The following is a 26,618-nucleotide window of genomic DNA, read 5'->3' on the forward strand; positions in this document are numbered from 1 at the left end:
GGAGGGTGTAGATAAACCTAAATGGTATACTGCGACCCTTGCATAGCGTGGCATGAATGGAATGGGAACGGACGATTCTCGGTCTGAAGACGGATCTCAGCCCAAGCGTATCGGGCGTCCACCCAAGGTGGGCCCGGCAGAACAACAGGCGCTCTGCGAGATCATCGCGGAAGATCGACATGCCACCGTTCGCCAGATCACGGCACGCCTTGCCGAACGTACCGGCGTAAAGGTACACCCGCTCACACTGGGCAAGATCATCAAGCGCCTGGGCATTCGTCGTGTGCACCAGACACGCCATCTGCCCGGCCCGGCTGCGGGCTCGCGTTACGGCTACACCGAGCGTCACCGCAATGCGCCGACGCATGCACGCTATGCCAGTTCTGTGACCGATGCCGAATGGGCCGAGGTGTGTGATCTGTTCGATCCGCCGGGGCGCGGCGGTCGGCCGCCGCGACATGATCGACGCGCGATGCTTGATGCCTGTCTTTACGTAGTCCGTACGGGCTGCGCCTGGCGCATGTTGCCCACCGATTTTCCGTATTGGGATAACGTCTACAAAACGTTCCGGCGCTGGCAGTCAGCGCGCTTGTTCGAACAGATGCACGACCGATTGTTGGTGTACTGGCGTGCGCAGATGGACCGACAGGCCTCGCCAACGCGTGCCGTCATCGATTCACAGAGCAGCCGCCATTCGCCGCAGGGCGGCGAAGCGGGTTTCGACGCCAACAAAAAGATCAAGGGGCGCAAGCGCCATATGGTGACCGATACGCTGGGCCTGGTATTGGCCGTGAGCGTCAGCGCAGCTTGCGTGAGCGACCGGAACGCGCTGGCGTCCACCATGGACGCCGCCTTGGCCAAGCATCCGCAAATTACGTCGCTTTATGCTGATGGCGGCTACGCCGGCCAAATCGCCGACGCTTGGTCTTCGGCGCATGCGGTCGTTGTTTCGATCACGCCGTCGACAGCTCGTGCGTGGACGGGGCCACAAGCCGAACTGTTTGGCGCGCCGCCGACGCCACCCGGTGGCGGGCTATACAAGCGATGGGTGGTCGAGCGCACGCATGCCTGGCAGGAGCGCTTTCGCCGCTTGATCATGCATCATGATCGGCTGCCCGAAATCGGGGAAGCCTGGGTATGGCTGGCCAATGCCCGCCTGCTTTTGAACCGGCTCTTTCGATGACCGGTTTGTCTACACCCTCTTGGACAAGCAAACGAAAGTGACTCGCACATCAGTGCGACACCCCAACCCCAAATCCATCACCGCAGTGACTTCGAAGGTAACACGGCCTCAGACCGCCCGGCCTTCGACGCTTAACGCCTACCCACAACCGTCGCCAGCCGACACGCCGCAGCACGGACCGGTTGCGCCCACGACGCAACGAAGCGAACTCGACCGAGGCCGCCCATGAACGAATCCCATACGGGCGACCTGTTCGAATCCCAACCAGCCACTCCCGAAACAACGCGACGAGGCGCGCCGAACGCCGCGCCACAGCCGGAAACACTCGCACTCGCCGAAGACGCCAACCTCTCCGATCTCGACCTGGCCCTCGCCCACTGGGCCCGCCGCCACGGCGCCGACCGCCTCGTCGCCCGCGCCTTCGCGCTCGCCAGCTGGGCCGTGGCCCAGGGCCATACCTGCCTCGCGCTCGATCAGATCCCCACGGCATTGATGAGCGCCGCGAATCAGGCCGCATTGCCCGACGCACTCGCCGCCAGCGAGCTCGTAACCGTGCTCGACGGCGAAACGAACGAAGACGACATGCCAACCCGCCCGCTTATTCTCGAAGCCGGCCGGCTCTATCTGCAGCGCTATCACGCCTATGAAACGAAACTCGCCGAACGGCTGAGCGCGCTCATGGCCGCCGAGCCGAACCCGGTGAACGTGGACGCGCTCAAACCCGGCAACGGCCTGTTCGCGCCGGACGCCGCCAACCCGAACGCCACCAACTGGCAGGCCGTGGCCGCCTTCGCCGCCCTGCGCCATCACTTCACCGTGATTTCCGGCGGGCCGGGCACGGGCAAGACCTACACCATCGTGCGCCTGCTGCGCGTGCTCATCGAAGCCGCGATCGACAACGGCGACACGCCGCCGCTCATCGCCCTGGCGGCCCCCACCGGCAAGGCCGCCGCGCGCATGCTCGAGTCCGTCCGCAACGGACTGGACGACATGGGCGCGGATACGAACTTCGACAAACAGCGCGTCGAAGCACATATCCCGCAAACCGCCCGCACCCTGCATCGCCTGCTGGGCCTGACGGGTGCGACCACCCGCGCCCGCTTCAACGCCGACAACCCGCTGCCCTACGACGTGGTGATCGTCGACGAAGCCTCGATGGTGGACCTGCCGATGATGGCCAAGCTCGCGGACGCGATTCGCGACGACGCTCGGCTGATTCTGCTCGGCGACCGCTACCAACTCGCCTCGGTCGAATCCGGCTCCGTGCTCGCCGAAATCTGTGCCAACGCCGGCGTGAACCGTTTTACCGCCGGGCAACACGCCGCCGCCGGCGAACTGCTCGCGCAACCCGTGCAACCCGCCGACCACGCCCTCGCCGATCACGTCGTCACCCTGCAAACCAGCCGCCGCTTCAACGCCGACAGCACCATCGGCCGCCTCGCCGCGGCCGTAAACGCGGGCGATGTCGAGGCCGCGCAAGACCTGCTCAACGCCGACCACGACGATCTCGTCTATCACGACCGGTCGGACGCCGTCGCCATCGGCCGACTCATGGATCAGCTGGCCGGCGACTACGCCAGCCTCTGCGAAGCGACCGACCCGTCGCTCGCCCTCGCCCAGCTCGGCAAGCAATGCGTGCTCACCGCCGTGCGTAAAGGCACCGCGGGCAGCGAGACGATCAACGCCGGCATTACCGAACGCCTGGCCCGCCGCTGCGACTTCAACCCGCGCGACGCCTGGTACCACGGCCGACCCGTCATGGTTAGACGAAATGACTACAAGACCGGGCTCTATAACGGCGACGTAGGCATTGCGCTGTTAAACCGAGACGGGCAACTTAGGGTCTGGTTTGAGGGGGACAACGGCCTGCGGGCGTTCTTGCCAAGCGCACTACCCGCGCACGATTCCGTGTATGCGATGACGATCCACAAGAGCCAGGGTTCGGAGTTCGATTCCGTCACGCTTGTGTTGCCGGATTATGACGTGCCGGTTTTGGCGAGGGAGTTGTTTTATACGGGGTTAACTCGGGGGCGGGCGCGGCTAGCTGTGTATGCCGGTTCGGCTGTTCTCGCGAGGACGGTTGAGCGTCAGGTCAGTAGAGTGTCCGGGTTAGCTAACCGAACCTCCGCGACAGCTTCGAATGACCAGATCTCCGGTGCGGGAATGCACGATGCAAGACCTCACTCTTATTAACTAAAGCCGATGACTGCGGCAACTAAATCAGATTTCTAGAACACGGGGGAGAAACGTTTGAATTCCGCAAATATAAACGTAGGCGGCGAAATAGTTAGAGAGCTTTCTGAAAAAGTTCCAACACACATTTTCGCGCTCAACGAACTAATAAAAAACGCGTATGACGCATGCGCATCGCACGTAACGATCACCATCTCCACCTCAAAATCTTCCGTAACCGTCTCTGACGATGGCGAAGGGATGAGCAGAACCGATATTGACACGCTCTTCCATCTTGCGAAAAGCACAAAAACATATGGCACCACCAGAACCTGCGGGGCCACAACTCGGTACATTCAGGGCTCAAAAGGCCTAGGCTTTCTGTCGGTATTTAAATTTGGGCGCCACGTAAAATGGCAAACCTGCAACGGGAAAACCGAGTTAAAATTCTCAGTCAATTATAACGATGTTACTTCGGTTGAAAAAATTACCGACTACAATATTCCCATCAAAGAACAAAAGGGAGCCGCTCGCGGCACGACAATAGAAATCAAAGCGGACCCCAAAGATTTATCATTTTTGGTCGAATACCTTAGTGATGGCAAAAATAATCAGAAAGTGATCGGGGCATTTCTCGACGAGAACTTCACGATAAATCTAAAAGTCGACAACGGCGTTAATATCTCGACATCAGATATAGCAAAGCCAGAAAACATATTAAAAGATCGACAATCGTTTTACGTAAAATACGATTCGAAAAGCGAAAAATTAGAATTTTACCATTTAGGCAAGGTTATAAAGACACTAAATTATAAATGTGTGACCGAAAAAACTTTAGTCTCTTTAAGTGTTATAATATTCAACCTCGCCCCCAACTCAAAACTCAAAATACCTAAGTATTTCTGGCGTGAAAGCGATGACCAGCTTTCTCCGCTTGTATTTATAAACGACAACCTATTTCACAACGAAAGATTATTCGACCCTGGAATCTTCAGATCACGCAGAACGTCAGATTCAATGCCTCAAATGATCGGCTACGTTAAAATCCAGAGTAGCAGAAAAGATCTAGAGTTTAGCGCTGACCGTACCAGAATTCTCGAGACAGACTTCAAAAGAGCAATTGACTCTGACCTCAAATCTCTTAATGAATTGATACAGCCCACCGCTGCAAAGCTCCGTCGCGAAGCCAAGGAGGACAGCAAGAAAGATGAACTAGGGCCAGCCCATCCCGACTTCGCGACACCCAGCACAACAAACGAAAATCCAACTGATAAATCAGAAATTACACTAAAAGAACCTAATTTCAAGTATCCGATCCCTCAGAAAAAGTTTAACGCACGACAGCTTGTTAAAAACGCCTGCGACGCCCACGGCAACTCCATCGATCGAAACAATCTTGGCGTCGAAGTTAACGGTGAAGAGCTGTCCGACCCAAATCTAGATTCAATTACCGAAAGCTGCCGAAAAACGCTTTATTTTTATATAAGAAAACCGAATAAGGGGAGCGCATCCCGGTTCTGTACTGTTGAGTTTTATCAGCCGATGTCGTCTATTACCGGCGGCGAAGTCGAACTGAGCCTATTTTCAGTGCCCCAGAATTCTGGTTACAAAATCTCCCATCCGACAATTAGCCGAATACTCAATCAGATCGATTGCGCACATCGCAGCCCAGATCGTTACTACGAAATTATCGCGCCTGCGCTTCGCACGGTCTTCGAAATTTCCTGCAAAGCTCTTGAGTACAAATACCCAATAATCTTCAAAAACAAAATACCAAAGCTAGATAAGGTGCTTTGGCGTGTTGCGTGTCTCTTAGCGTTTGTTCTCTCAGACGTAAACGCTAATCGAAAGATCCTTACTGAGATATCTAAAGTCGTTAAGCTAGACTATTCTACTCTTCAGAACATACTTAAAACTCAATCTTTTACAAAGGCCGTAAAAGGGGCACACCTCGGAGCCCACGGGTCAACAGAGTATTTGACGGAGGAGACTATTCGAACCATCGCGTCAGCCGCTGGTTATATAGCGCTTACCGCTGATGCTATAGAACACCATGTGAGTGGAGCACTAATCAATAATGCAAATCCTCCAACTGCTGAAGAAATTCAATACCAAGCAGAGACCAGGTGAATTTTGGCCACGGTTAGTGCTTTTAAACATTAAGATATAAGTAATGGTATCCAAAATCGGCATTTTTCCACAACCCAAAAGTGAACAGTTTGAAGCGGTAGAACTCGTGAACCAAATTTACAGCGCCGCGCGTAACGAACCCAACTACTGGGATTTTCGCGGACGAGCGCGAAGAGACTATTGCCACGGGTGGATGAGCTATCCGGCGATGATGGTCCCGGAAATGCAAGGCGCGTTAATCGACTGCTTACTTAAAAGCTCTCCCAATATTAGTCGTATTTTAGATCCTTTTGTCGGGTCTGGAACGGTTTTAGGAGAAGCGATGTTGCGAGGGAAATCGTTTGTTGGGAGTGACATAAATCCCCTAGCTATACTCTGCTGTAAAGCAAAAATAGATTTTTTCGAGAAACGTTTGGTCGACAATGCGATCCTCAGGGTTGCTGGACGGCTGTCTGATCCCCGCTATGATTACAAGCTGGTAGATTTCCCGGGCGATACCAAGTGGTTCTCCCAAACAGCCTTAAAATCCCTCTCCAAAATATCGACGGCAATACGCGCGGAAAGTGAAAGTTGGATTCGAAGGTTCCTTTGGGTTTCGCTTAGCGACCTTGTCCGTTTAGCCAGCAACACGAGAAGGAGTACGTACAAACTTCACGTGAAAGCGGACCGACAAGAAATTGGCGAGGTAGGCATAACGAATCTTTTCCTTTCTAAGTGCAAAACAAATGCTGATAGAAAGGAAGTGCTTTGGCGTCAGCTCAGCGATGATGGACTCGTTAGTCAAGGCGCCCTGAATCAGCGTTATCAGCTTTCGCTTCAAGACTCCCGGGCGCTTGAAGTCGACGAGAAGGCTGACTTAGTCGTGACTTCCCCACCTTACGGCGACAATAAAACTACCGTTACCTACGGCCAGTACTCCTTTCTCCCGCTTCAATTTATAGACCTTGACGACATCGAGGCAAACTTCGACCGTAGCTTGGCTAGCCGGCAATCATCGATAGACACCGCAAGCCTAGGGGGCAGCTTGAGTGATATGTTCGAAAAGCGCGATTTTATAGCTTCTAAATCATGGGCTTTTCGTAAATCACTCTCGCAAGTGTCGGCCCAGAGCTCGTCGGGGGAAAAGCGGTTGGTGTCGTTTTTCTACGATCTCTATCAGTCGGCCCAACAAGTCCTCACAGCAGTTTCTTTGGACGGATTTTTAATGTTGACGCTCGGCAATCGTAAAATCGCTGGTATTCGGGTCCCATTAGACCGTATTGTTTGTGATTTTCTTACGTTAAATGGCGCGACAGAAATCGTAACGCTACCTCGCTCTATTCCGAATAAGCGAATGCCAGGTTCGATGTCAGAAGAAACTGTGCTAGTTATGAGAAAGCATCAGAGTGACTGAGGCTCACAAAGCCCAGTGCGGATGGCATGAAAGAGCTTAAGAAGCATAACTCGGGGTCAGATACCCTCTACCCTCTAGAGGGGCAAGAGGGTCAGCTGGATTCGAGTCCAAACTGCACCTCTTCGGCCCGCCACAGTGAAAAGCAGCGTCAGGGTCTATCTCGCATCATGGCTGACGAGGACGACATTTCAGACTCGAGCCTCCGATTGAGAATGCGGGCCGTCAGCCACAACCTCGCCACCGATTCGACTCCAGCCCGTTTCCAGATCCTCGGCTGCCTGCGCAAATCCGAAGACAGACCCGGTAGCCACGCAAATCCGCAAACACCAAAATTGTGTTGGCCGAATCTTGTATACGATTGCGTTAGGATGAAGGCAGTGCTTCGCAAAATTCATACTGTCCGCGCTGGACGGTATTACGAACGACACGTTGATTGCGGCTTAACGAATGACGGCGGTTCCCAATGTCCAAGTCAGCCAGTGATGCCCACGCCCTGAAGATCAAGACAGAGGCCCTCGCCAGTCTGGAGCCGTTGGCCGAACAACTGATGGCCCGGCATAAAGAGAATCGCCGGCTGTGGTTCCCGGGCGATTTCCTGCCTGCCAACGAGCAAATGACCGATGAGCAGGCGCGCGATATGGCGGAGTTGCCGGAGCGCGCCCGCGGCATGCCGGATGCCGTGCGCGTGGCGTTGGCGCTCAACCTGCTCACCGAGGAGGGCCTGCCGCATTTTCACCGGCTGCTGGCCGTGACGCTGGGCAGCGACAATGCCTGGTCGCGCTGGAACTATATGTGGACCGCAGAGGAGGATCGCCACGGCTGCGCCTTGCATGACTACGTGCGCGACGCCCGGCTGTTCGACATGCGCGCCTTCGAGGCGCTTCAGTATCAGTATATCGAGGCCGGCTTCGACCCGGATTCGAGTGGCGACCCCTACCAGGTGATCGCCTATACCACGCTCCAGGAACGGGCCACTCAAGCCGCGCATGCCAACACCGCGCGGGTGGCGGGCCGTCACGAGCCGATTATCCAGCGCCTGCTTGCCCATGTGGCAAACGACGAGTCGCGGCATTTTCGCTTTTACCGCGATATCTTCCGCGGCATCCTCGATATCGACTGTACCCGCGCGCTGCAGGCCGCCCTCAAGGTCGTGCCGCGGCTGGCCATGCCCGGCCATACCATTCCGGGCTACATGGAAATGGCCGAAGTGGTCGGCCGAGCTCAGATCTATGGCCCCCGCCATTACCGCAAGGTCGTGGACGAATGTCTGGACGCGTGGCAAATCAGCCAGCTCACCCCTGACGACGCCGAAGGCCGCGAAGCCCAGGACAAGCTGATGGCCGTACCCGCGCGCCTTGACCGGCTCGCCGACATCCTGGAAAAACGCACCCGAAGTAAAAGCTTCTCCTTCGACTTTATCTATGCGCGGGTAATGGAGTTGGGCTAACGGTCCTCGCAAGGAGGTCGGGTCCAGACCTTGCGTTGCCACATGTCAGTTTTTCTTCGGCGGACTGGACGCTCACTAGCGAAGCTCGCGGTCAGGTCTCGCATTGCCACATTCGCGCTAACGAACCCGCCTTGCTGAGCATTCACTGGCGGCGGCGATCAACCTGAGCGAACGCGTTCATACCGGTCTGATCTACCGGAAATCGCGACTGGCAATCATCACTGGAGCTCGCAGTCCATGACCGCAGCGGCTGGCAGTCTTCAAACTACCGACGCATAGCCCGACAACCGCAAGGCGATTGTGTCTTCGGCGCTTTCCAGCCAGACTACGTAAATCATGGATTGAATAGCCGCGCATAACGCTTATGCGCCCCGGCGCTTGCGCGAAGGTAAAGATTTGATAACAAACCAGCGTTTTTTAGCGCTTCACGTCTCGCCCCGGTGCGATCTGACGAGCCCGGTCAATAATCATGGCTGAACGTGAACAACTGGCGGCGTGGCTGACGGCCACGGCACAAGGCGACGAGCGCGCGTTCCAGCAGCTCTATGCGGCCACTTCTTCGCAACTCTATGCGCTGTTGCTGCGTATTCTGCGTAGCCCGGAGCGCGCGCAGGATGCGTTACAGGACGCCTATGTCAAGGTATGGCAGAAGGCGGACACCTATACTCCGGAACGGGGGGCGCCTTTGACGTGGCTGTTGTCTATTGCTCGCTATCGTGCACTTGACGTACTCAGGCGTAAGCGTCCCGAAGTTGCGATGCCGGAGGAGCCGGACATGATGGCTACACTGCTCGAGGATGAGCAGGCGCTTTCGCCGCTGGAAGAAAATGAGAACCAGCAGTCCCTTGACGCGATAAGGGCGTGTTTGAAGACGCTGCAGCCGCAACAGCGGGATAGCGTGCTGCTGGCCTACTATGAGGGCCTGACGCATCAAGAGCTTTCGCAGCGGCTGGACGCGCCCCTGGGTACGGTCAAGAGCTGGATTCGGCGCGGCCTGATGCGGTTGCGCGAATGCCTGTCGGAGCGTGCGTCATGACATCTCAAGAGCGTGACGACGATGTCGTACTCGAGGCGGGCGAATATGTGCTCGGTACGGCCGCGCCCGACGAGCGCGACGCCTTCGAACAGCGCCTGAAAACAGACCCGGCGGCACGCCGTGAACTCGCCTATTGGGAACGTCGGCTCGGGAGCCTGGGCCTTGGGCTCGCCCCCGTGCAGCCGCCGGCGGCGGTCTGGGACCGGGTGTCGGAGACGTTGTCGCTAGGCGATACCCGCACGGCTGCGACGCCGCGTTCGCAGGCGCCGGCCGCCAATGATTCACGATTCTGGCGTGGCGCTGCGATCGCCGCTACTTTAGTGGCGTTGGTGCTTGGCGGCATTCTGCTCTCCCAGCCCACGTATCACCATGGTTTCGGCGAACCCGACCCACCCCATGCGTATACGAGTATCGTCTACGACGACCCGACGGGCACCGGCTGGCTTGTAACCGCCTGGGCGGGTGATGACGAAATGCAGGTCGTGGCATTGGGGGACTACGAGGTGCCCGAAGGCAAGGTGTTACGTGCCTGGCTCAAGCCTGAGGAAGGTGAGCCGATGCCGCTGGGCACATGGCCGCACTCCAAGGGCGGCTATAACATGACGCTCAGTGAAGCGACCGTAAAGCGCATGGCGCCGCCGGCGAAGCTCATGGTTTCCATGGAAGACGCGGGTACGTCCGACCAAACGCGCTCTGCGCCCGCCGGCAAGCTTATGTGGAGTGCGCCCATACTCAGTCGGGCGGGCTAAAGACCCAATCCGCGCGATGCGATCAGAGAGCTCGGAGTCAGGTCTCGGAGAGATCGAGTTCTTGCATTGCCACATCGAGCGTTCGCGGCTCGTCTTGATCCTCGCCCTGTCGGCGAGCCTGATCACTCTCAGAGCATAAAAAACGCCCGGCGAACCGGGCGTTTCTCCGAGCTATCCGTCCGGCTGATCAGCCGCCGAATTTCTCGTTCTCGCCGATGTTCGGCGTTTTGTCGCTTTTGACGTTGGCCTTGGCCATTTCATAAAGCTGGAAGACCTTGCTTTCCTTGGCCGCCCAGTGTTCGCCCATCTCGATGTCGATCTCGAGCATGACGACGTCCGGGTCTTCCTTTTCCGGCAGCCAGGCGGCGACGCCCGGGTTCCAATATTTATCGATTATGTTCTGGTCGTCGGTAATACGCGCCTTGCCCGACATCGATACATACACACCCTCTTCCTGATCGGAGAAGGTCAGGCAGACATCGCTATCGCCTTTTGCTTCGAGCACTTTTTCGGTGCTGCGGCGGGTGTAGAACCAGATCGTGCCGTCGTACTCGTTCTGCACCAGATGCATGGGGCGGGCACGCGGCACGTCGTCATCCAGCGTGACGAGCATGCCGACCTGGATCTCTTTGATCAGGTTCCAGATCTTTTGCTTGTGTTCGGGGCTAGACATAGTCGTGTGATCCTTGGAGTGCGATTGAATGAGTTGAGCGTGAACTAAAGACCGGCGGACGCGGTGTTCGACTGTGGCGCACCCGGTCGAGGCGGCAAGCGATTCGGCCACCAGGCGCGATGGCCACGAGCCACCAGCCGATCAGTGGCAACGGCCTGATCCACATAACGGAAAAACCAACCGAGCGGATGCACGCGTCCTGCCCGAGTCGTCGACAGACCGGCATGAACGCCGGCCGCCGCGATCACGATGAGACGGTTTTACGCACGGGCGTGGCGACAGCGACCGCGGGGTTCAGGTGCCACAGAAGGTGCGCTGTACGACTTCGTCCGGCTTCGGCGGCCGTGCGTAGTCGGCGAGCTCGGGATGGTCGTCGAACGGACGGGCGACCACCGTGAGCAGTTCGTCCAGCGGTTGGTAATCGCCCGCCTCGGCGGCGTCGATCACCTGCTGGATACGGTGGTTGCGCGGGATATACGCCGGGTTGACCGCGCGCATGGCGGCTCGGCGTGTCGCGTCGTCGCGGGTTTCGGCGGCCAGGCGCTCACGCCAGCGCGCCGCCCAGCGGTCGAAGCCGGCCGGGTCGTTGAATAGCGTCTGTACGGCCTGGTCACGCTCGTCGGCCTCTGCACCCAAATCGGCCAGGCGCCGGAAGGTGAGCGTGAAGTCGGCGCCCTGCTCGGCCATGCACTCGAGCAGATCGTAGACGAGATCGGCGTCGCCTTCGCGGCGTTCTTGCAGGCCAATCTTGGCCGCCAGGCCGTCGTGATACGTCGTTTCGAAGCGCTCGATATAGCGTTCCAGCACCGCCTCGGCGTGGGTTATCGCGTCCTCTTTGTCGTCTGCGAGTAGCGGCACCAGGCACTCGGCGAAGCGCGCCAGGTTCCACTGGCCGATCGCCGGCTGCTGGTTGTACGCATAACGCCCGCCCTGATCGATGGAGCTGTACACGGTGGCCGGATTGTAGGCGTCCATGAACGCACAGGGGCCATAATCGAGCGTTTCGCCGGCGATGGAGACGTTGTCGGTGTTCATGACGCCGTGGATGAAGCCGACCAGCAGCCATTGCGCGATCAAGTCAGCGGTGTGTTCGGCGACTTCTTCCAGCAGGTCGAGATACGGGTTGGCCGCATCGGCGACGTGCGGATAGTGGCGCTCGATGACGTAGTCGGCGAGCGCGCGTACCGCGTCCTGGTTGCCGCGCCGGGCGAAGTATTCGAAGGTCCCGACGCGCACATGGCTGGCGGCGACGCGGGTGAGCACGCCGCCCGGCTCGGCCCGCATGCGGAATACCGATTCGCCGGTCGTGACCATCGCCAGCGCACGGGTGGTTGGAATACCCAGGCCCGCCATGCCTTCGCTGACGACGTATTCGCGTATCACCGGCCCGAGCGCGGCGCGGCCGTCGCCCCGGCTGGAAAAGGGCGTCGGGCCCGCGCCCTTGAGCTGAATATCGCGACGGGCGCCGTGGCGATCGGTGATTTCGCCCAACAGCACGGCCCGACCGTCGCCCAGCGTGGGCGCGAAGTTGCCGAACTGATGCCCGGCATAGGCCATCGCCAGCGGTTCGGCGCCTTCCGGGACGCGATTGCCGGCCAGAATCTCGACACCCGCCGGGTTTTCGAGCGCCTGCGCGTCGAGGCCGAGCTGCTCGGCCAAGGGCCGGTTGAGCCGAAGCAGACGCGGCGCCGAGACAGCGGTCGGCGTCGCGCGGGCATGGAATTCGCCCGGCAAGCGGGCGTAGGTGTTGTCGAGCGCGAGCGGCTCGGCGGTTGCGGTGTCGGTCATGGGCGATGCTCCGCGGCGAACGACGTCGCCAGCGTTGGCTCGATGAGGTTATTAAATTGATGTTGCGGGCCGTGACCGCACCGTTCAATGGCAAGCCGCAGACGCTCGGAGTCGGGTTTGGCATCGCACGTCGACTCGGGCGCATTCAATCCCGACCGGCATGGCGCGGTACGAGCAGGTAACGGCATGCCCAAGTAGAGCCTTGCCGGGTGCATCCGCTCGAGCAATCGTGCTATCAAGCCCGTGGTACGCAACAGGCTTTACAAGGATTGCTCATGTCGCTCACCCCCGAAGTCGCCGGCGTTGTCGCGAAGATGCGCGAAGCCGATATCTCCTTCGCCGATCTCGGCCTGGCCGAGGCACGCCAGTTCTATATCGAAACCCTGGCGGCGAGCGGCGGCGAACCGGTGCCGATGGGCGAGATCGTCGAGCACGAGATTACGCTCGAAGGGCGCACGCTCGCCGCGCGGCGCTATCGCCCCGAAGGCCTGGCCGCGGGCGCGGCGCCGACGCTGGTCTATTTTCACGGCGGTGGCTGGGTTCTGGGCGATCTGGAATCGCACGATCGCGTGTGTCGACAGCTGGCCCAGCGCGCCGGCTGTCAGCTCGTGGCGGTGGACTATCGCCTGGCGCCGGAGCACTGCCTGCCGGCCTCTTCGGACGACGCGATCGCGGCCTACGGGTATCTCGTCGAACATGCGGCCGAATTCGATATCGACGCGCAAAAACTCGCGGTAGGCGGCGACAGCGCGGGCGGGCATCTGTCGGCAGTGGTCGCGCTGGCGGCACGCGATGCCGGCTGGCCGCTGGCCTTGCAGGTGTTGGTCTACCCCGCCACCGACTTGCGCGAGGCCGCGGGCAAGTATCCGTCCAAGGGGCGCAACGCGAACGTGCCGCCGCTCACGGCCGAACTCATGGCCTGGTTCGGCCAGCGCAGCGTGGATGCCAATACCGACCCGCTCGACTGGCGGGTGTCGCCGATTCTGGCGGAAACGCTGGAAGGCACCGCACCCGCGCTCGTGATCACCGCCGGGGCCGATGTGCTCATGGACGAAGGTGTGCTTTACGCCGCGCGCCTGGCCGATGACGGCGTGGACGTCGACCATGCCCACTACCCGGGCGTGATTCACGGCTTCATCGAAATGCATGCCTGGCTGGCGGCGACCGGCGAGATGATGGATCGGATCGCCGCCGCGTTGCGCGCGCGTCTCGCCATCGGCCGCTAAAGCGCTGGGTCGCACGCGTTGAGGGGGTGCACGAGGACGGCGCGAGCTTGCCTCTATCAAGCCATTACTCGGGCTGTCCCGGGCTGCGTGACGCCGGCGCCGGGTCGGGCGTCTTGCGTCCCGCGATCATTTGAGCCGACAAGCACGCTACTTGCGTCGAATTCGAACCCTGCGTTGCACCTCGCCAGGCGTTAGTTCAAGGGCCGGCCCAACACGTCGAACGCGCGGCACAAAAACGGCAAACCCCGGCACCGATGCGCGTCGATATACTCGCGAGACACGCGCCCCTATCCGACCGCCGAAACCGCGCCAATGAAGTATCGCTTTGCGCCCGCTGTACTCGCGCTGACGCTCGCCGCCGGCCTGCTCGGCGGCTGCGTGAGCCTGCCCGAGGGCACGACGGCCGTCGAGCCGTTCGCGCTCGATCGCTATCTGGGCCGCTGGTACGAGATCGCGCGGCTGGATCATGGTTTCGAGGAGGGCCTGGACTGCGTGACGGCCACCTATAGCCCGCGCGACGACGGCGGTGTGCGCGTGGTCAACCGCGGCGTGGATCTTTCCGAGGAGGAAGCGAGCGAGGCGATCGGCAAGGCGTATTTCGTGGCGGGCGAAGACACGGGCCGCTTCAAGGTCAGCTTCTTCGGCCCGTTCTATGGCGGTTATAACGTGCTGGCTCTCGACGAGGACTATACGACGGCTATCGTCGGCGGCCCGAATCGGGATTATCTCTGGATTCTGGCCCGCGAGCCGACGCTGCCCGCGGCCGAACGCAGCGCGCTCGTGGCGCAGGCGGGCGCGATGGATTTCGATACGGCCGAACTCATCTATCCGAGACAGGGCGCCGCCTGCGCACCCTATCGCGACGAATAGCGCCGCGGGCGCGGGCGCCGGGCCCTCGGGCCGGACCGCGGCTCGGCTCAAGCAGGTTCATCGACGTGCGCGCGCCTCAGCCGCCGTAATACGTCGAGGCGCCGGGCCCCAGCGGCAGGCCGAGCAGCATCCAGACGATCAGCAGCAGCGTCCAGAACAGCAGGAAGGCCAGCGAGAACGGCAGCATGATCGAGATCAGCGAGCCGATGCGCAGGTTCTTGTCGTACTGCTGGGCGTAGGCAATGATCAGCGCGAAATACGGCATCAGCGGCGTGATGATGTTGGTCGAGGAGTCCGCCACGCGGTAGGCCATCTGGGTCAGCTCGGGCGAGTAGCCGAGCTGCATCATGATCGGCACGAACACCGGCGCCAGGATCGCCCATTTGGCCGAGGCGCTGCCGATGAACAGGTTGATAAAGCCCACGATCACGACGAACAGGATCAGCAGCGGGACACCGCCCAGGCTGATGGCCTGCAGGAATTCGGCGCCGTAGACCGCCATGAAGATGCCGAGATTGGACTCGGCGAACCAGGCGACGAACTGGCCGGCGGTGAAGGCCAGCATGATGAACATGCCCATGCCGGCCATGGTGTCCGACAGCTTGTGGGCAACGTCGCTGTCGTTCCGCACGGCCCCGGTGACGATACCGTAGACCAGCCCGGGCACGAAGAAGATGATCAACAGCACGACCGCCAGCGACTCCATGAACGGCGATTGCACGATCGCCCCGCCCTCGCCGCGCAGCGGCGCACCCGGCGGCACGACCAGCAGCGCCATCAGCGCGACCGTGACGAGGAACGCCACGCCGGCCCATTTCATGCCGCGCCTGTCCTGCGCGGTGATGGTCGTGGCCTCCTCGTCGCGGGACTCGTCTTCGTAACCCCCCTGGTAACGGCCCAGGCGCGGCTCCACCACGAACTGGCTGACGAGCGTGCCGACGAGCGCCAAGAAGAAGGTCGAGGCGATGATGAAGAAATAGTTCATCGCCAGATTCATCGATTCGGCATAGGCCGGGTCGATGGTGGCGGCCGCCTCGATCGTGAGCTGGCCGAGGACCACGTCGACCGCCGAGAGCAGCAGATTGGCGCTATAGCCGGCCGACACCCCGGCGAAGGCCGCCGCCAGGCCGGCGATCGGGTGGCGTCCGAGGGCGGCGAAGATCATCGCGCCGAGCGGCGGCAGCACGACATAACCGGCGTCGGAGGCCAGGCTCGAGAGAATGCCGGCGAACACCAGACCGAAGGTGATCAGCGACTTGGGAATGGACAGGATGAAGCTGCGCAGCAGTACGCTGATCAGCCCGGTGCGCTCGGCCATGCCGATGCCGATCATCGTGGCCAGCACCACGCCCAGCGGCGCGAAGCCGATGAAGTTGTCGACCAGCGAGCCGAAGATATACCGGATGCCCTCGCCGGAGAGCAGGTTGTTGACCGTGACCGCTTCGCCCCCGCCGGGCGGCTCGACCGAGATCCCCGTGAACGACAGCAGCGCCGACACCACGGCCACCAGCCCCGCCAGCAGTGCGAAAAGCGTGACGGGATGGGGCAGACGATTGCCTGTCCGCTCGACCCCGTTGAGCATCCGCTGCAGCAGATTGTTCTGCATCCCCCGGTCGTTCATCGTCCTGTTCCCTTTGTTTGAAACCGCCGCGTGCGCGCCTGCCGATTCCCCATTCGGCACAGGCCATGCTGACCGGCCGTTCGGCTCTCGGCACGAGACGACGCATCGCCCCGGCACGTTGAGACGCGACCCAACCCGCTACATGATGGCGCAATCGTTCCCGAATCGTAACGTTCGCCATGACGTGCCCCTGCCAGTCCGGCCGCCCTTACGACCAATGCTGCGGGCCCTGCCACCGCGGCGAACCGGCGCCGACGCCCGAAGCGCTGATGCGTGCGCGCTACAGCGCGTATGCGCTGGGCGACGCGGCGTACGTGCAGTCGAGCTGGCACCCCGACACGCGACCGGCCACGCTCGATCTCCCGAGCGGCGACCACTGGCTGGGCCTCGCGGTGTTGGACAGCGGTGAAGACGGCGATACCGGCCGCGTGCATTTTCGCGCGACCTGCCGCGACGATGGCGGCTTTGCGGTCCTGGAGGAACGCTCACGCTTCGTGCGCGAACAGGGCCAGTGGTTCTATGTCGACGGCGACCACGCGGTCACGGCGCTCAAACCCGGGCGTAACGACCCCTGCCCCTGTGGCAGCGGGCGCAAGTTCAAGAAATGCTGCGCGGCCTAAGCGCCGGCCACCATCGCAACGGTGCAGGCGCCGTCGCAGCCGCCATTGCCCACGGCAGCCTGCAGCCAGATCAGGCGTTGTAGATGCTCGTCTAATACACCACGCGGTTGCGACCGCCGAACTTCGCCTCGTAGAGCTTTTTATCGGCGATGTGCAGCATGGGATCGAGCTGTTCGCCCGGCGTGGTGGTGCAGGCCACACCGATGCTGGCCGTGAGCGCGAGGACGGCGTCGTTGTGGTGACAGCGCAGGGCTTCGATCACGGCCCGCAGGCGCTCGGCGAGATGACGCGCCTGGCTGACATCGGTGCGGGGTAACAGCACGCAGAATTCCTCGCCGCCCAGGCGACAGGCGACGTCCTGCTGGCGGGTCTGCTCGCGCAGGGTCTCGGCGATCCGCCGCAGCACCGCGTCGCCGGTCGCGTGGCCGTGCGCGTCGTTGATGCGTTTGAAGTAGTCGAGATCGAGCATCAGCAGCGACAGCGGCAACGCGCCTTCGCCTGCCGCACGCTGGAAGGCCTGCTCGAGCTGGGCGCGGTTGGGCAGGCCGGTCAGGGGATCGGTGAGCGCCTGCTGCGAGAGCTCGCGTTCGGCGCTCTCGCGCCGGGCCTCGTAGAAGTGCGAGAACATATAGCCCCAGGCGGTCACGGCCAGCACGTTGGCGGTGGCACCCGGCGAGCTCACGACCAGAGCGGTGCCGAAACGCCAGAGAAACAGTCCGCCGGCCACCGCGAGATAGAACGCGGAGAACAGACCGCCCCACCGGCGACCGAGCAGGAGGTGGGCAGTGATCGGCATGACCATGACCCAGCTGAATACGGTGATCGAGGTCGTCGGCGAGGCCAGCGCATAGATCGTGGCCGCATAGAGCGATACGAGATAGAACAGACACCAGCGCCGAAGATGGTAGGTGCCCTGCACGATGGGCAGCATCAACAGCACCAGCAGAACCAACGCAGCCTCGATCGTCATCAGCCAGTAACGCTCGGCGAAGAAGTTGACGACGACGAAGATCGCGCCGAAGAAAGCCGTGAAGGCCAACAGCAGACGCAGAAGCTGGCGTCGATGCTGGTGCGACAGGGGCATGCCCTGGTCCGGTGAAGCGCGGTTCATTCATCCCCCTGTTCTCTGCCGAGGCCGCATGCCGGGCTGATACATTTGTATCGGCCGCGCCCGCCGGCCATGAATGAACGCAGCGCCGCCGGCCACTCGCGACAGGTCATGCGCGGCCGACAAGAGCGGTTTTGGGGCATCCGCGTTCGCGAACGTCTCGTCTATCCGGCGCTACGCGGCGGTCGGGCCAACCCGGGAAACGGGGCCGCGCCGGACACGGCTCTCCCGACAGCGGATGGCGCCCTTCCGGCCGCCCCTCATGCAGCCACTCGCGCTGTTTTCAGCGTGTCCCCGCGAACGTCTGCCACCCCGACCCGGATGCCGTCGGCCACGCCGCGGACCCAGCCGTCGGGCCGGAATGGAGGCCGCATTTGATGATCGACGTGAGGCGTATCAGCGCGCCGCCGGGCGGCTCGTCAATCGAGTGCGACGTCACGTGCATGCTGGCCTCGTCGATGCGATCAGTCGACCCGCGTGCCTCGGACGACGGCGCACCGCATCGCGGCGCTACCCGGGGCAGGCCGACATGTCGGAGCCGGGCGGCATGCGTCCGGCCAAATCCGGCGGCATCGCGCCGGCTCGATCCGGCGCCAAGCCATACCGGGCGCGGGATGACGACCCGACTTTTTATCGAACAGGCGGCGGCGGACAGAGGGGGCTCTAACTAGGCGTCGTTGGCCGTGCCGCCTATCGCTGCGCGCCACTATCGGCGAAATGGCGCCGCACCAGGGCTTTTGCGTGGCGCCACAAGGCGGGGGAGCCGCGCTCGATCGTCGGGCCGTAGCGTTCATGCACCTCCCGCTCGGTGACCCGATTTTCGGTCCATGTCCCGCCGTCCGTGAGCGTGTTGAGCAGCAGCGGCTGCAGACGGTCGAGCGTCTTCGCGAAACGGGCTTCCGGCGTTTCCGCCGCCTCGAATTCCCGCCACAGGCCGGCGAACGTCGCCGCCTGATCGTCGGGGAGCAGGCCGAACAATCGCTCTGCCGCGGCGTTTTCCCGCGCTTCGACCGCCTGACTGTCGTGGTTGCCGTGGATCGGGGCGTCGCCGGCGTCGATTTCGACGATGTCGTGCACCAGCAGGAGCTTGATGACGTGGGCGGTATCCACCGCTTCGTCGTCCGACAACACCAGCGCGAACATGGCCAGGTGCCAGGAGTGTTCGGCCGAGTTCTCGCGCCGGCTGCGGTCGGCGAGCGGGGACTGGCGCACGACGGATTTCAGTGCGTCGATTTCCGCAAGAAAACCGAGCTGTTCGGCGATACGGGCTTCCGACATGACGTGACCGGTTCTGGAGAACGAGCGGCGCAAGGTTAGCGCACAAGCCTCGCGACGGGGCCGCGCGACCCGCGTTTACACGCCCGGGCAACCGATGCGCCCGCCGGCCGCCGCTGCCGTCATGTCGACAGCCCGGCCGGCCGGTCGGGCCATCGAGCCGACGCCGCTACGACGCGCAGCCGATCACTCGACCGCGCCGACCGCCCGGCTGACGGCGGCCGGACCGCTGTATTCGTCGTCCGGCAACGCGTCGAGCACCGTACGCACGCCCAGCGGCGCACCCTGCCGTTCGGCGTGGTCCGCCAGCTGTTGCTTCGAGGCGGGATAGTCGATCCCGGTGAGATAGGTCTGGATCTCCGATGCGCTCGCGTGGTCGGGACGGGCCATGAAATGCTCCGGTTGAACAAAACGCCACCGTGCCAGCCGACCGCTCGATCGGACATCCGGTAAATCCCCGGTTTACCGGCGGCCATGAACGTCTGTTGTTGCCGTTGGGCCAAGCCTTCAAATCGCCAACGCCGGGCCCGACGGGAGCCGGTCGGCGGCGCGAGGCCACGACCGGCGGTCGCGGGCCCTCCCTCGGCCTTGACGATCCGCCAGCTCGCGCGCCCGTCGAGCCGGACCGAACGGCCGAACCGCGCAACGTCTCGCCGCCGCGGTGGCCGCGTGGCACAGTGATCGCCGTCCCCGCATTCGACGCATTCGATGAACCGGTTCTCCGACACGGCATCGGCCTCGCCGCTGACCAATCCGCTGCTGCTCGTGATGGTGCTGGCCGCCTTCACGAGCGTGTTGAACAACAGCATGGTCAACGTGGCGATCCCGACCATCAGCCGCCATCTCGAGGTTTCGCCCAGCCTGGCCGGCTGGGTGATCACGGCGTTCTCGATCGTGTTCGCGACGGGCGTGGCACTGTATGGGCGGGTGTCGGACAGCTACAGTTTTCGCGGCACCTTTCTCGCCGCCCTCGTGATCTTCGGCGCCGGCTCGCTGACCTGCGCACTGGCGCCGACGTTCAGCTATCTCGTGGCCGGGCGTGCGATCCAGGCGGCCGGCGCCGCCGCCATTCCGTCGCTGGCGTTCGGCTCTGTCGCGCGGCTGTTCCCGCCCGGTCGCCGCGGCGTGGTGTTCGGCACGCTGTCTTCGGCCGTCGGGCTCGGTGCAGCGGCCGGACCGCTGGTCGGCGGCCTGGGCGTGAGCGCGTTCGGCTGGCGCGTGCTGTTCTACGGCACGCTGGCAGTGATCGGCATTCTGTTCATCGCGGCCTGGCGTTTCCTGCCGGACTTGAACGCGCAGCGCGAACCTCAACCGCATCGCTTCGTGCGGCTGGATCTGCCGGGCGGGCTGATGCTCGCGCTGGGCGCGGCCGCCCTGCTCTACGGCGTGACCGCGGCGAACCACGTCGGGCTGGCCGCGCCGCGCGCCTGGGGCACATTGATCCTTGCGGCGGCGATGCTGGCCGGGTTCGCCCTGCGCATCCGCACCGCGGCGTATCCGTTCGTGCCGCCGGCGCTGTTCGCCAATCGCCAGTTTCTCTCGGCCTCGGGCATCGCGCTGTTGTCGCAGGGGGCGTTCATCGGCGGCGGGCTGTTCCTGACGCCGCTGCTGCTGATCAACGAGCTGGGGCTGTCGGCGTTCCAGACCGGCCTGGTGATCGCGCCCGGCGCCTTCGCCGTGGCCCTGCTCGCACCGACGATCGGGCGGCTGTCGGACAAGTTCGGGCCGCGGGCGGTACTCGGCATCAGCCTGTCGTGTCTGCTGACCGGACTGCTGTTCATGTCGTCGTTCGCGGTCGGTGCGGCGCCCTGGCTGGTGGCGGTGGCGCTGGTGATCGCCAGCACCGGCTACGCGGGCGTGACGTCGCCCGCGGCCAATGCGGCGTCGAAGGCCCTGTCGGCCGAGATCGCAGGTGTGGGCTTCGGCATCTATCAGCTGTTCTTCTTCATGGGCGCGGGCACGGGCGCTGCCGTGTTCGGCACGGTGCTCTCGGCGCGCCAGCGCCTCGGCGATGCGGCGTTCAACCCGCTGTATGCCGGAGGCAAGGCCACGGCCGCGTTTTCGGACGCGTATCTGGTGGCCTGCGTGGCGGTGCTTCTGGCGCTCGTGCTGCTGGCCGGTCTCGGCCGTGCCGACTCGGTGTCGAGTGACGCGGCCCGGGGCAGGGAATAACCCGGCCCGCGTTTGCCGCCGATCCACGCGCGTACCGTCGCTCGTGGGCCTGCTTGTCCCGTAGGATCGCAGATGGCGCGGTGCCCCTGCGTCGGCCTGCAGGATCGTTCAAGACGCCCCCCGAATGGATCAACGCACGATATGCCGCCAGGGCCCTATCGCACGGCCGTCCATTGGAGATCGCCATCTATGCTTTCTCTGTCCTGTATTCGCCGGGCCCGGTGAATCTGCTGGCGCTGAAGGCGGGTCTGCACGGCCCAGATTGGCGTGTCGCCGAGTACTGCCTTGGCGTCGGGCTGGCGATGTTCACGGGTTTCGCACTGCGAAGGCTGGCCGGCAGTTTCTTCGTGCACGACCGGCTGATGCCGTGGCTGGCGGGCGTCGGTGCAGCCTATATCGCCTGGCGCCTGTTCCAGGCCGATCCACGGCTGGAGACCGAGGCCGGTGGCGGCCGGATCTTCACCTGGATCGCGGTTATCTGCTGCAGCTCTTGAACCCGAAAGGGCTGATGGTGATTCTGCCGGTCGTCACCGTCATGTGCCCGGCGGCTGAGGGCTGGGAGATTGCCGCCATCGCCGCACTGATATCGCTGGGTGCGATCGGTGCGCCGTCGGCTGGCCGCGCCCAAGTTCCTCGCGTTGTTCAACCAGACGACGGTGTACGGGATAAAAGCTGCTGCCGGTCGCAGTATTCATCGTTCGCGGGGATCGGATGGCCTGCCGGCGACCTGCGGCTACGACACGGGGCTGTGGCTGCGTTGGTCGGCGTGTCGGTTCCGGCGCGCTGCGCCACTCGATACACGATCGGGATGCTGTTCATAGCCCGGATTTCATTCGCCATCATGAACAGGGGTGCGGCTCGGCCGCCGACGCCCGCTCGGGCGGCCGCAGGGCTCGCGTCAGCCGCCAGCTCAGCACTACACCGATCAATATGAAGACCGCACTCAGGCCGAAGGTGGTCCGAAAACCGCCGGTCCAGCCGATCAGCCAGCCGGCGGCTGCCGGTCCCAGCAGCTGGCCGGCCGCGAAGAACACGGTCACGTAGCTGACGGCCAGCGGCGCTTCGTGCGGCGACACGCGCTCCGTCGACGCCGCGAGGGCGGAAGTGAACATACCGGTGACACAGACGCCGAGAATCACGTAGTGGGCGCTGAAACCCGCCAGGGTCGGCGACAGCACGGGAATGGCCGTGCTCACGAACGCCAGACCCATGGCCAGCACGAGGCTCCGACCGCGGCCGAGCCGGTCTGACACAGTGCCCCAGACCGGACCGCATACGATGCCCAGAAACCCCATGAGGGAGGCGATCCTGCCGGCCGTCGTCGCGTCCACTCCGGCATCGAGTGCAAAGCTGAACATGAATATGGCCTGCACGATATAGGTCATGCCGACGATGCCGTAGACGAGCGCCACGGTCACCACGTAGGGATTGCGGAACACGGCCCGGCGCCGCGCCCGGCGATCCGCGGCCGTGGGGCTGCGGGCGGTGTCTGTGCCTTCCGGTCGCGGCGGATCGTGCAGAAACAGCGCGGCGCCGACGAACGCGAGCACACCCACCGCGGCGAACAGGGCCCAGACCCATCGCCAGCCCTCGTCGCCGTACGCCTGGCTGAGATACGGCACCAGCCAACCCGCACTCATCATGCCCGTGCCCACGCCGCTGTTGAGCAGGCCGATGGCCAGCCCGCGCCGCTGCGGGAACCAGGTGGCGATGAGCGAGATCAGCGGTGTATAGGCGAACGCGGTCCCGATGCCCAGCAATGCCATCAGTGCGACCAGCGGGCCGTAGGCGCTGGCCTGGCTCAAACCGGTGAAGCCCGCGATCACGCACGCCAGCCCGAGCAGCACGGAGACCCGGCCACCATGCCGGGAGGCCAGTGCGCCCGCGACCATCACCAGCGACAGATAGCCTAGTGCGGTGGCCGTGCCGAGATTGCCCGCCTGCTCGTAACTCAGGCCCAGCGACTCGCGCATCGGCGGCAGGATCAGCCCGAACGACAGGCGCGCGAGCGCGACGGTCACGAGCGTCACCAGCATCCCGCTGGCGATCATCAGTACCGACGACGGTCGCGGCGATGGCATCAATTCGGCCGACCGGAAAGCGGCGCGCCCGCGACCGTGACTGCAGCAGACATTGTTGTTCCTGTTAGCCGCGCAGCGGCAGTATTGGCACACCAATCACGGTGCGCAAGACAATGGCCCGGACCGGCCCGTACGCCGAACCAGGATACGCGCTCGACGCCCCCCGGCTCAGCTTTCGTGCACGCCCCTGCAATTGAGCGTTGCTCGAGCCACGCGCTACCGCACACCAACTCAACGCAGCGGTTAAACTATGCAGTTCAGCGCCGCCTTGGCGCGGCTGTTCCCGGCGCGACACGGCGCCCGATTCCACAGGCATTGAATGTCCTCCCCGAATACCCCCGAAAACGACCGGACGCCGTTCGCGGCGATGGGTCTGTCCGACGCCGTCATGACGGCGTTGACCGACGTCGGTTATGAAACCCCCTCGCCGATTCAGGAAGCCACGATCGGCCCGCTGCTGGCCGGGCGCGACGTGCTCGGCCAGGCCCAGACCGGCACGGGCAAGACGGCCGCGTTCGCGCTGCCGATCCTGTCGACCATGCGCTTCGGCAAGGATGCCGGCAAGGAGCCCCGCGCGCTGGTGCTGGCGCCCACGCGCGAGCTGGCCATCCAGGTGGCCGAGGCCTTCCAGCGCTATGCCTCGCACATGCCGGGCTTCCACGTGCTGCCGATCTACGGCGGACAGGGCTACGGGCCGCAGCTGGCCGCGCTCAAGCGCGGTGTGGATGTGGTGGTGGGCACGCCGGGCCGGGTGATCGATCACCTCAAGCGCGGCACGCTCAAGCTGGACAGCCTCGAGTGGCTGGTGCTGGACGAAGCCGACGAAATGCTGCGCATGGGCTTCATCGACGACGTCGAGTGGGTGTTCGAGAACACGCCGCCCGAACGGCAGGTCGCCTTGTTCTCGGCGACGATGCCGGGCGCCATCCGCCGGATCGCCAAGACCCACCTGCGGGATCCGCAGGAAGTCACCATCGAGACCCGCACGACCACGGCCGACAACATCCGCCAGCGCTACTGGATCGTGGGCGGTGGCATCAGCAAGCTCGAGGCGTTGACCCGCTTGCTCGAGGCCGAGCCCTTCGACGCGATGCTGGTCTTCGCCCGCACCAAGAAGGCCACCGACGAGCTGGCCGAGAAGATCTCGGCGCGCGGCTATGCCTGCGCCTCGTTGAACGGCGATATCGTCCAGGCCCAGCGCGAGCGCACGATCGCCCAGCTCAAGAACGGCCAGCTCGACATCATCGTGGCCACCGACGTCGCTGCCCGGGGGCTGGACGTGGAGCGCATCAGCCACGTGATCAATTTCGATATCCCGCACGATACCGAGTCCTACGTGCATCGCATCGGCCGGACCGGGCGCGCCGGCCGCCAGGGCGACGCGATCCTGTTCGTGACCATGCGCGAGAAGCGCCTGTTCAAGAACATCGAGCGCGCCACGCGCCAGGCGATCGAACCGATGGACGTGCCGAGCATGGCCGACGTGAACGCGCAGCGCGTTGAACGCTTCAAGCAGCGCATTACCGACACCCTGGAAGCCGGCGGTCTCGAGCAGTTCACGGATCTGGTGGAGACGTATCGCGCCGAACACAACGTCGAGCCGACCCTGCTGGCCGCTGCCCTGGCCCGCCTCGCCCAGGGCGGTGAACCGATCACGCTGGACGCCGCGCCGGTCGACAAGTCTGCCGGGCAGGCATTCCACGAAACGGCCGACGGCGACGACAAGCCGGACCGCAAGAAGAAATCGGCGACCGGCGCGATGAGCATGGAGACTTACCGCATCGAGGTCGGCCGGCAGCACGGGGTGGAGCCGCGCAACATCGTGGGTGCGCTCGCCAACGAGGCCGGCATGGACAGCAAGGACATCGGCCGGATCGCGATCAACGACGATTTCAGCCTGGTCGATCTGCCCAAGGGCATGCCGGAGGAGATCTTCGCCCATCTGAAGACGGTCTGGGTGGCCAACCGCCAGCTCGCGATCAGCCGCGTCAAGAACAGCTTCGGTGCGCCGGCGCCCGGCCCGCGTGGCAAGCCGGCTGCGGCCAAGGACAAGCCGCGGCACAAGAAATCGGCCAAGAAAAAGAAGGCTCAGACAAAGAGCAAAGGCAAGCCGAAACGAAACGCGCCATGAACGGCCGCGCGGGTGCGGCGCACCCGGCCGGGCGCCGGTAGGCCGCGATCCGGTCGCGCACCGCCCGCGTGAAAGCTTCGCGCAGCTCGCCGCGGCATCGTGCGCCCTCATCGCCACGCGCCGCTGCGAGGGCGCGACTTAACCCGCCCCTGCCCCGGCTTGGGACAGCGCGCATCGCCGTCGCGATCGCCTTGTGAGACCGGTTTCGACGCAGGTGAAAGCGCTGATTGCGGATATGCCGCTGGTAGGCGCGACCAGCCATCCGCGACGCGGATTCCAATGATCGCCACGGCTGCCGGGCGCCTAGTACTCGTCGGGCGAAATCCGTAGCAGCCCTGGGTCTGCTCCGACGCCATCGTTCGGCGTTGGTCTCGTACCGCAAGGCGCCGGGTCCTCGGTGCGCGCCCTGCGTACGATACCGGCCGGAATCAGCCGTTTTTCGAGCCGCCCTCGTCCCGTTCGAACTCGTGCACGGCGCTCATGAGGTCGTCGAACGCGTCGTCGCGCTCGGCGGCGGCGTCGGCCATGGCGTCGAGATCGTCGCTGGGGGCTTCCTCGGTGCGCGGCGGCGCGGAATCGGGCGCGCTCGCCGCCGTTGACGGGCCCGTCGATGGGCCGGAGGCTGGGGCACTGCTGCTGCCCGCCGCCGAACCGGTCGATGACGACTGCGCCTTGCCCGGCTTGCCGGCGTTCTCGCTCTCGGTTTCGCAGAGCCAGACCTGATCGCCCGTCCACACGATCTGTGTGATCCGGGCGCGCCACTGCTTGTTCGCACGCGTGACGATGCGCACCGTGTCGCCGATCTCGACGGGATCGGTGGTCCGGCAGCCCCAGTTGCCGTTACGGAGTTTGCAGGGGCTGGCTTCGATCAGGTCGTCTTCGCTCATGGGTCTCGGGGCCGTGCGGTGAGGCGATGCATGGAATGACACGCACGCTAGGGGTA

General features: G+C 63.2%; 21 protein-coding genes. 13 read left to right on the forward strand and 8 right to left on the reverse strand.

Going from position 1 to position 26,618, the window contains the following annotated elements:
* Positions 1–61: 61 nt before the first annotated feature.
* The 7 genes from SAOR_RS01340 to SAOR_RS01370 all read left to right on the forward strand — a co-directional run bounded on the left by SAOR_RS01340 (position 62) and on the right by SAOR_RS01370 (position 10,110).
* A complete protein-coding gene (locus SAOR_RS01340) occupies positions 62–1,183 on the forward strand; it encodes an IS5 family transposase (RefSeq protein WP_123629863.1) in 1,122 nt (373 codons plus the stop codon).
* A 225-nt stretch (positions 1,184–1,408) separates the two neighbouring features.
* Positions 1,409–3,376, forward strand: a complete 1,968-nt coding sequence (recD, locus tag SAOR_RS01345) for an exodeoxyribonuclease V subunit alpha (protein ID WP_123629864.1) — start codon at positions 1,409–1,411, stop codon at positions 3,374–3,376.
* A 57-nt stretch (positions 3,377–3,433) separates the two neighbouring features.
* A complete protein-coding gene (locus SAOR_RS01350) occupies positions 3,434–5,485 on the forward strand; it encodes an ATP-binding protein (RefSeq protein WP_123629865.1) in 2,052 nt (683 codons plus the stop codon).
* A 43-nt stretch (positions 5,486–5,528) separates the two neighbouring features.
* Positions 5,529–6,878 carry a DNA adenine methylase gene (locus SAOR_RS01355; protein ID WP_123629866.1) on the forward strand — a complete coding sequence of 450 codons (1,350 nt, stop codon included), beginning with the start codon at positions 5,529–5,531 and terminating at the stop codon, positions 6,876–6,878.
* A gap of 463 nt (positions 6,879–7,341) precedes the next feature.
* The gene (locus SAOR_RS01360; RefSeq protein ID WP_123629867.1) at positions 7,342–8,325 is read left to right on the forward strand and encodes an acyl-ACP desaturase; all 984 of its coding nucleotides are present in this window, start codon (positions 7,342–7,344) and stop codon (positions 8,323–8,325) included.
* A 469-nt stretch (positions 8,326–8,794) separates the two neighbouring features.
* Entirely contained in the window at positions 8,795–9,361 is a 567-nt protein-coding gene (locus SAOR_RS01365; protein ID WP_123629868.1) for a sigma-70 family RNA polymerase sigma factor, read from the forward strand.
* On the forward strand, positions 9,358–10,110 hold the full coding sequence (locus SAOR_RS01370; protein ID WP_185015503.1) for an anti-sigma factor: 753 nt from the start codon (positions 9,358–9,360) through the stop codon (positions 10,108–10,110). The genes SAOR_RS01365 and SAOR_RS01370 overlap by 4 nt, the downstream gene beginning before the upstream one ends.
* A 187-nt stretch (positions 10,111–10,297) precedes the next feature.
* Here SAOR_RS01370 and SAOR_RS01375 read toward each other — a convergent pair whose 3' ends face one another.
* A complete protein-coding gene (locus tag SAOR_RS01375) occupies positions 10,298–10,783 on the reverse strand; it encodes a pyridoxamine 5'-phosphate oxidase family protein (RefSeq protein ID WP_123629870.1) in 486 nt (161 codons plus the stop codon).
* A 294-nt stretch (positions 10,784–11,077) separates the two neighbouring features.
* Positions 11,078–12,571 (reverse strand): protein adenylyltransferase SelO, encoded by a 1,494-nt coding sequence (locus SAOR_RS01380; RefSeq protein WP_123629871.1) that lies wholly within the window; start codon positions 12,569–12,571, stop codon positions 11,078–11,080.
* A 275-nt stretch (positions 12,572–12,846) separates the two neighbouring features.
* Between SAOR_RS01380 and SAOR_RS01385 the strand changes: the two genes are divergently transcribed.
* Positions 12,847–13,797 carry an alpha/beta hydrolase gene (locus SAOR_RS01385; protein WP_123629872.1) on the forward strand — a complete coding sequence of 317 codons (951 nt, stop codon included), beginning with the start codon at positions 12,847–12,849 and terminating at the stop codon, positions 13,795–13,797.
* Between the two features lie 312 nt (positions 13,798–14,109).
* Positions 14,110–14,667, forward strand: a complete 558-nt coding sequence (locus SAOR_RS01390; RefSeq protein ID WP_123629873.1) for a lipocalin family protein — start codon at positions 14,110–14,112, stop codon at positions 14,665–14,667.
* A 76-nt stretch (positions 14,668–14,743) separates the two neighbouring features.
* On the opposite strand, the gene SAOR_RS01395 is transcribed toward SAOR_RS01390, so the two are convergent.
* Positions 14,744–16,288, reverse strand: coding sequence for an AbgT family transporter (locus SAOR_RS01395; protein WP_123629874.1), 1,545 nt, complete (start codon positions 16,286–16,288; stop codon positions 14,744–14,746).
* Positions 16,289–16,467: 179 nt separating this feature from the next.
* On the opposite strand from SAOR_RS01395, the gene SAOR_RS01400 reads away from it, so the two are divergent.
* Positions 16,468–16,908, forward strand: coding sequence for a YchJ family protein (locus SAOR_RS01400; RefSeq protein ID WP_123629875.1), 441 nt, complete (start codon positions 16,468–16,470; stop codon positions 16,906–16,908).
* A 91-nt stretch (positions 16,909–16,999) separates the two neighbouring features.
* On the opposite strand, the gene SAOR_RS01405 is transcribed toward SAOR_RS01400, so the two are convergent.
* From SAOR_RS01405 to SAOR_RS01415, 3 genes are all read right to left on the reverse strand, one after another.
* Positions 17,000–18,019 (reverse strand): GGDEF domain-containing protein, encoded by a 1,020-nt coding sequence (locus SAOR_RS01405; RefSeq protein ID WP_123629876.1) that lies wholly within the window; start codon positions 18,017–18,019, stop codon positions 17,000–17,002.
* A 687-nt stretch (positions 18,020–18,706) separates the two neighbouring features.
* Complete coding sequence (locus SAOR_RS01410; RefSeq protein ID WP_123629974.1) at positions 18,707–19,294, reverse strand: HD domain-containing protein; 588 nt, start codon at positions 19,292–19,294, stop codon at positions 18,707–18,709.
* Between the two features lie 183 nt (positions 19,295–19,477).
* On the reverse strand, positions 19,478–19,681 hold the full coding sequence (locus SAOR_RS01415; protein WP_123592559.1) for a DUF2795 domain-containing protein: 204 nt from the start codon (positions 19,679–19,681) through the stop codon (positions 19,478–19,480).
* 318 nt (positions 19,682–19,999) lie between these two features.
* Here SAOR_RS01415 and SAOR_RS01420 point away from each other — a divergent pair, with 318 nt between their 5' ends.
* Both SAOR_RS01420 and SAOR_RS01425 read left to right on the forward strand, forming a co-directional pair.
* The gene (locus SAOR_RS01420) at positions 20,000–21,463 is read left to right on the forward strand and encodes an MFS transporter (protein WP_123629877.1); all 1,464 of its coding nucleotides are present in this window, start codon (positions 20,000–20,002) and stop codon (positions 21,461–21,463) included.
* 173 nt (positions 21,464–21,636) lie between these two features.
* Entirely contained in the window at positions 21,637–21,957 is a 321-nt protein-coding gene (locus SAOR_RS01425; protein ID WP_123629878.1) for a hypothetical protein, read from the forward strand.
* Positions 21,958–22,302: 345 nt separating this feature from the next.
* On the opposite strand, the gene SAOR_RS01430 is transcribed toward SAOR_RS01425, so the two are convergent.
* Complete coding sequence (locus SAOR_RS01430) at positions 22,303–23,544, reverse strand: MFS transporter (protein WP_123629879.1); 1,242 nt, start codon at positions 23,542–23,544, stop codon at positions 22,303–22,305.
* Positions 23,545–23,863: 319 nt separating this feature from the next.
* On the opposite strand from SAOR_RS01430, the gene SAOR_RS01435 reads away from it, so the two are divergent.
* Complete coding sequence (locus SAOR_RS01435; RefSeq protein WP_123629880.1) at positions 23,864–25,675, forward strand: DEAD/DEAH box helicase; 1,812 nt, start codon at positions 23,864–23,866, stop codon at positions 25,673–25,675.
* Positions 25,676–26,103: 428 nt separating this feature from the next.
* On the opposite strand, the gene SAOR_RS01440 is transcribed toward SAOR_RS01435, so the two are convergent.
* Positions 26,104–26,562 carry a hypothetical protein gene (locus tag SAOR_RS01440; RefSeq protein ID WP_123629881.1) on the reverse strand — a complete coding sequence of 153 codons (459 nt, stop codon included), beginning with the start codon at positions 26,560–26,562 and terminating at the stop codon, positions 26,104–26,106.
* Between the last annotated feature and the right edge of the window lie 56 nt (positions 26,563–26,618).

Origin of the sequence: Salinisphaera orenii subsp. orenii MK-B5 (assembly GCF_003788635.1) — a bacterium.
In the GTDB taxonomy this organism is placed as follows: domain Bacteria; phylum Pseudomonadota; class Gammaproteobacteria; order Nevskiales; family Salinisphaeraceae; genus Salinisphaera; species Salinisphaera orenii.

Excerpts from the sequence above, each read along its gene's own strand:
- SAOR_RS01375 (WP_123629870.1), bottom strand. The coding sequence starts at position 10,783 with ATGTCTAGCCCCGAACACAAGCAAAAGATCTGGAACCTGATCAAAGAG.
- SAOR_RS01380 (WP_123629871.1), bottom strand. The coding sequence starts at position 12,571 with ATGACCGACACCGCAACCGCCGAGCCGCTCGCGCTCGACAACACCTAC.
- recD (WP_123629864.1), top strand. The coding sequence starts at position 1,409 with ATGAACGAATCCCATACGGGCGACCTGTTCGAATCCCAACCAGCCACT.
- SAOR_RS01385 (WP_123629872.1), top strand. The coding sequence starts at position 12,847 with ATGTCGCTCACCCCCGAAGTCGCCGGCGTTGTCGCGAAGATGCGCGAA.
- SAOR_RS01390 (WP_123629873.1), top strand. The coding sequence starts at position 14,110 with ATGAAGTATCGCTTTGCGCCCGCTGTACTCGCGCTGACGCTCGCCGCC.
- SAOR_RS01360 (WP_123629867.1), top strand. The coding sequence starts at position 7,342 with ATGTCCAAGTCAGCCAGTGATGCCCACGCCCTGAAGATCAAGACAGAG.
- SAOR_RS01440 (WP_123629881.1), bottom strand. The coding sequence starts at position 26,562 with ATGAGCGAAGACGACCTGATCGAAGCCAGCCCCTGCAAACTCCGTAAC.
- SAOR_RS01420 (WP_123629877.1), top strand. The coding sequence starts at position 20,000 with ATGAACCGGTTCTCCGACACGGCATCGGCCTCGCCGCTGACCAATCCG.
- SAOR_RS01410 (WP_123629974.1), bottom strand. The coding sequence starts at position 19,294 with ATGTCGGAAGCCCGTATCGCCGAACAGCTCGGTTTTCTTGCGGAAATC.
- SAOR_RS01405 (WP_123629876.1), bottom strand. The coding sequence starts at position 18,019 with ATGAACCGCGCTTCACCGGACCAGGGCATGCCCCTGTCGCACCAGCAT.
- SAOR_RS01370 (WP_185015503.1), top strand. The coding sequence starts at position 9,358 with ATGACATCTCAAGAGCGTGACGACGATGTCGTACTCGAGGCGGGCGAA.
- SAOR_RS01435 (WP_123629880.1), top strand. The coding sequence starts at position 23,864 with ATGTCCTCCCCGAATACCCCCGAAAACGACCGGACGCCGTTCGCGGCG.
- SAOR_RS01365 (WP_123629868.1), top strand. The coding sequence starts at position 8,795 with ATGGCTGAACGTGAACAACTGGCGGCGTGGCTGACGGCCACGGCACAA.
- SAOR_RS01355 (WP_123629866.1), top strand. The coding sequence starts at position 5,529 with ATGGTATCCAAAATCGGCATTTTTCCACAACCCAAAAGTGAACAGTTT.
- SAOR_RS01415 (WP_123592559.1), bottom strand. The coding sequence starts at position 19,681 with ATGGCCCGTCCCGACCACGCGAGCGCATCGGAGATCCAGACCTATCTC.
- SAOR_RS01340 (WP_123629863.1), top strand. The coding sequence starts at position 62 with ATGGGAACGGACGATTCTCGGTCTGAAGACGGATCTCAGCCCAAGCGT.
- SAOR_RS01395 (WP_123629874.1), bottom strand. The coding sequence starts at position 16,288 with ATGAACGACCGGGGGATGCAGAACAATCTGCTGCAGCGGATGCTCAAC.
- SAOR_RS01430 (WP_123629879.1), bottom strand. The coding sequence starts at position 23,544 with ATGCCATCGCCGCGACCGTCGTCGGTACTGATGATCGCCAGCGGGATG.
- SAOR_RS01400 (WP_123629875.1), top strand. The coding sequence starts at position 16,468 with ATGACGTGCCCCTGCCAGTCCGGCCGCCCTTACGACCAATGCTGCGGG.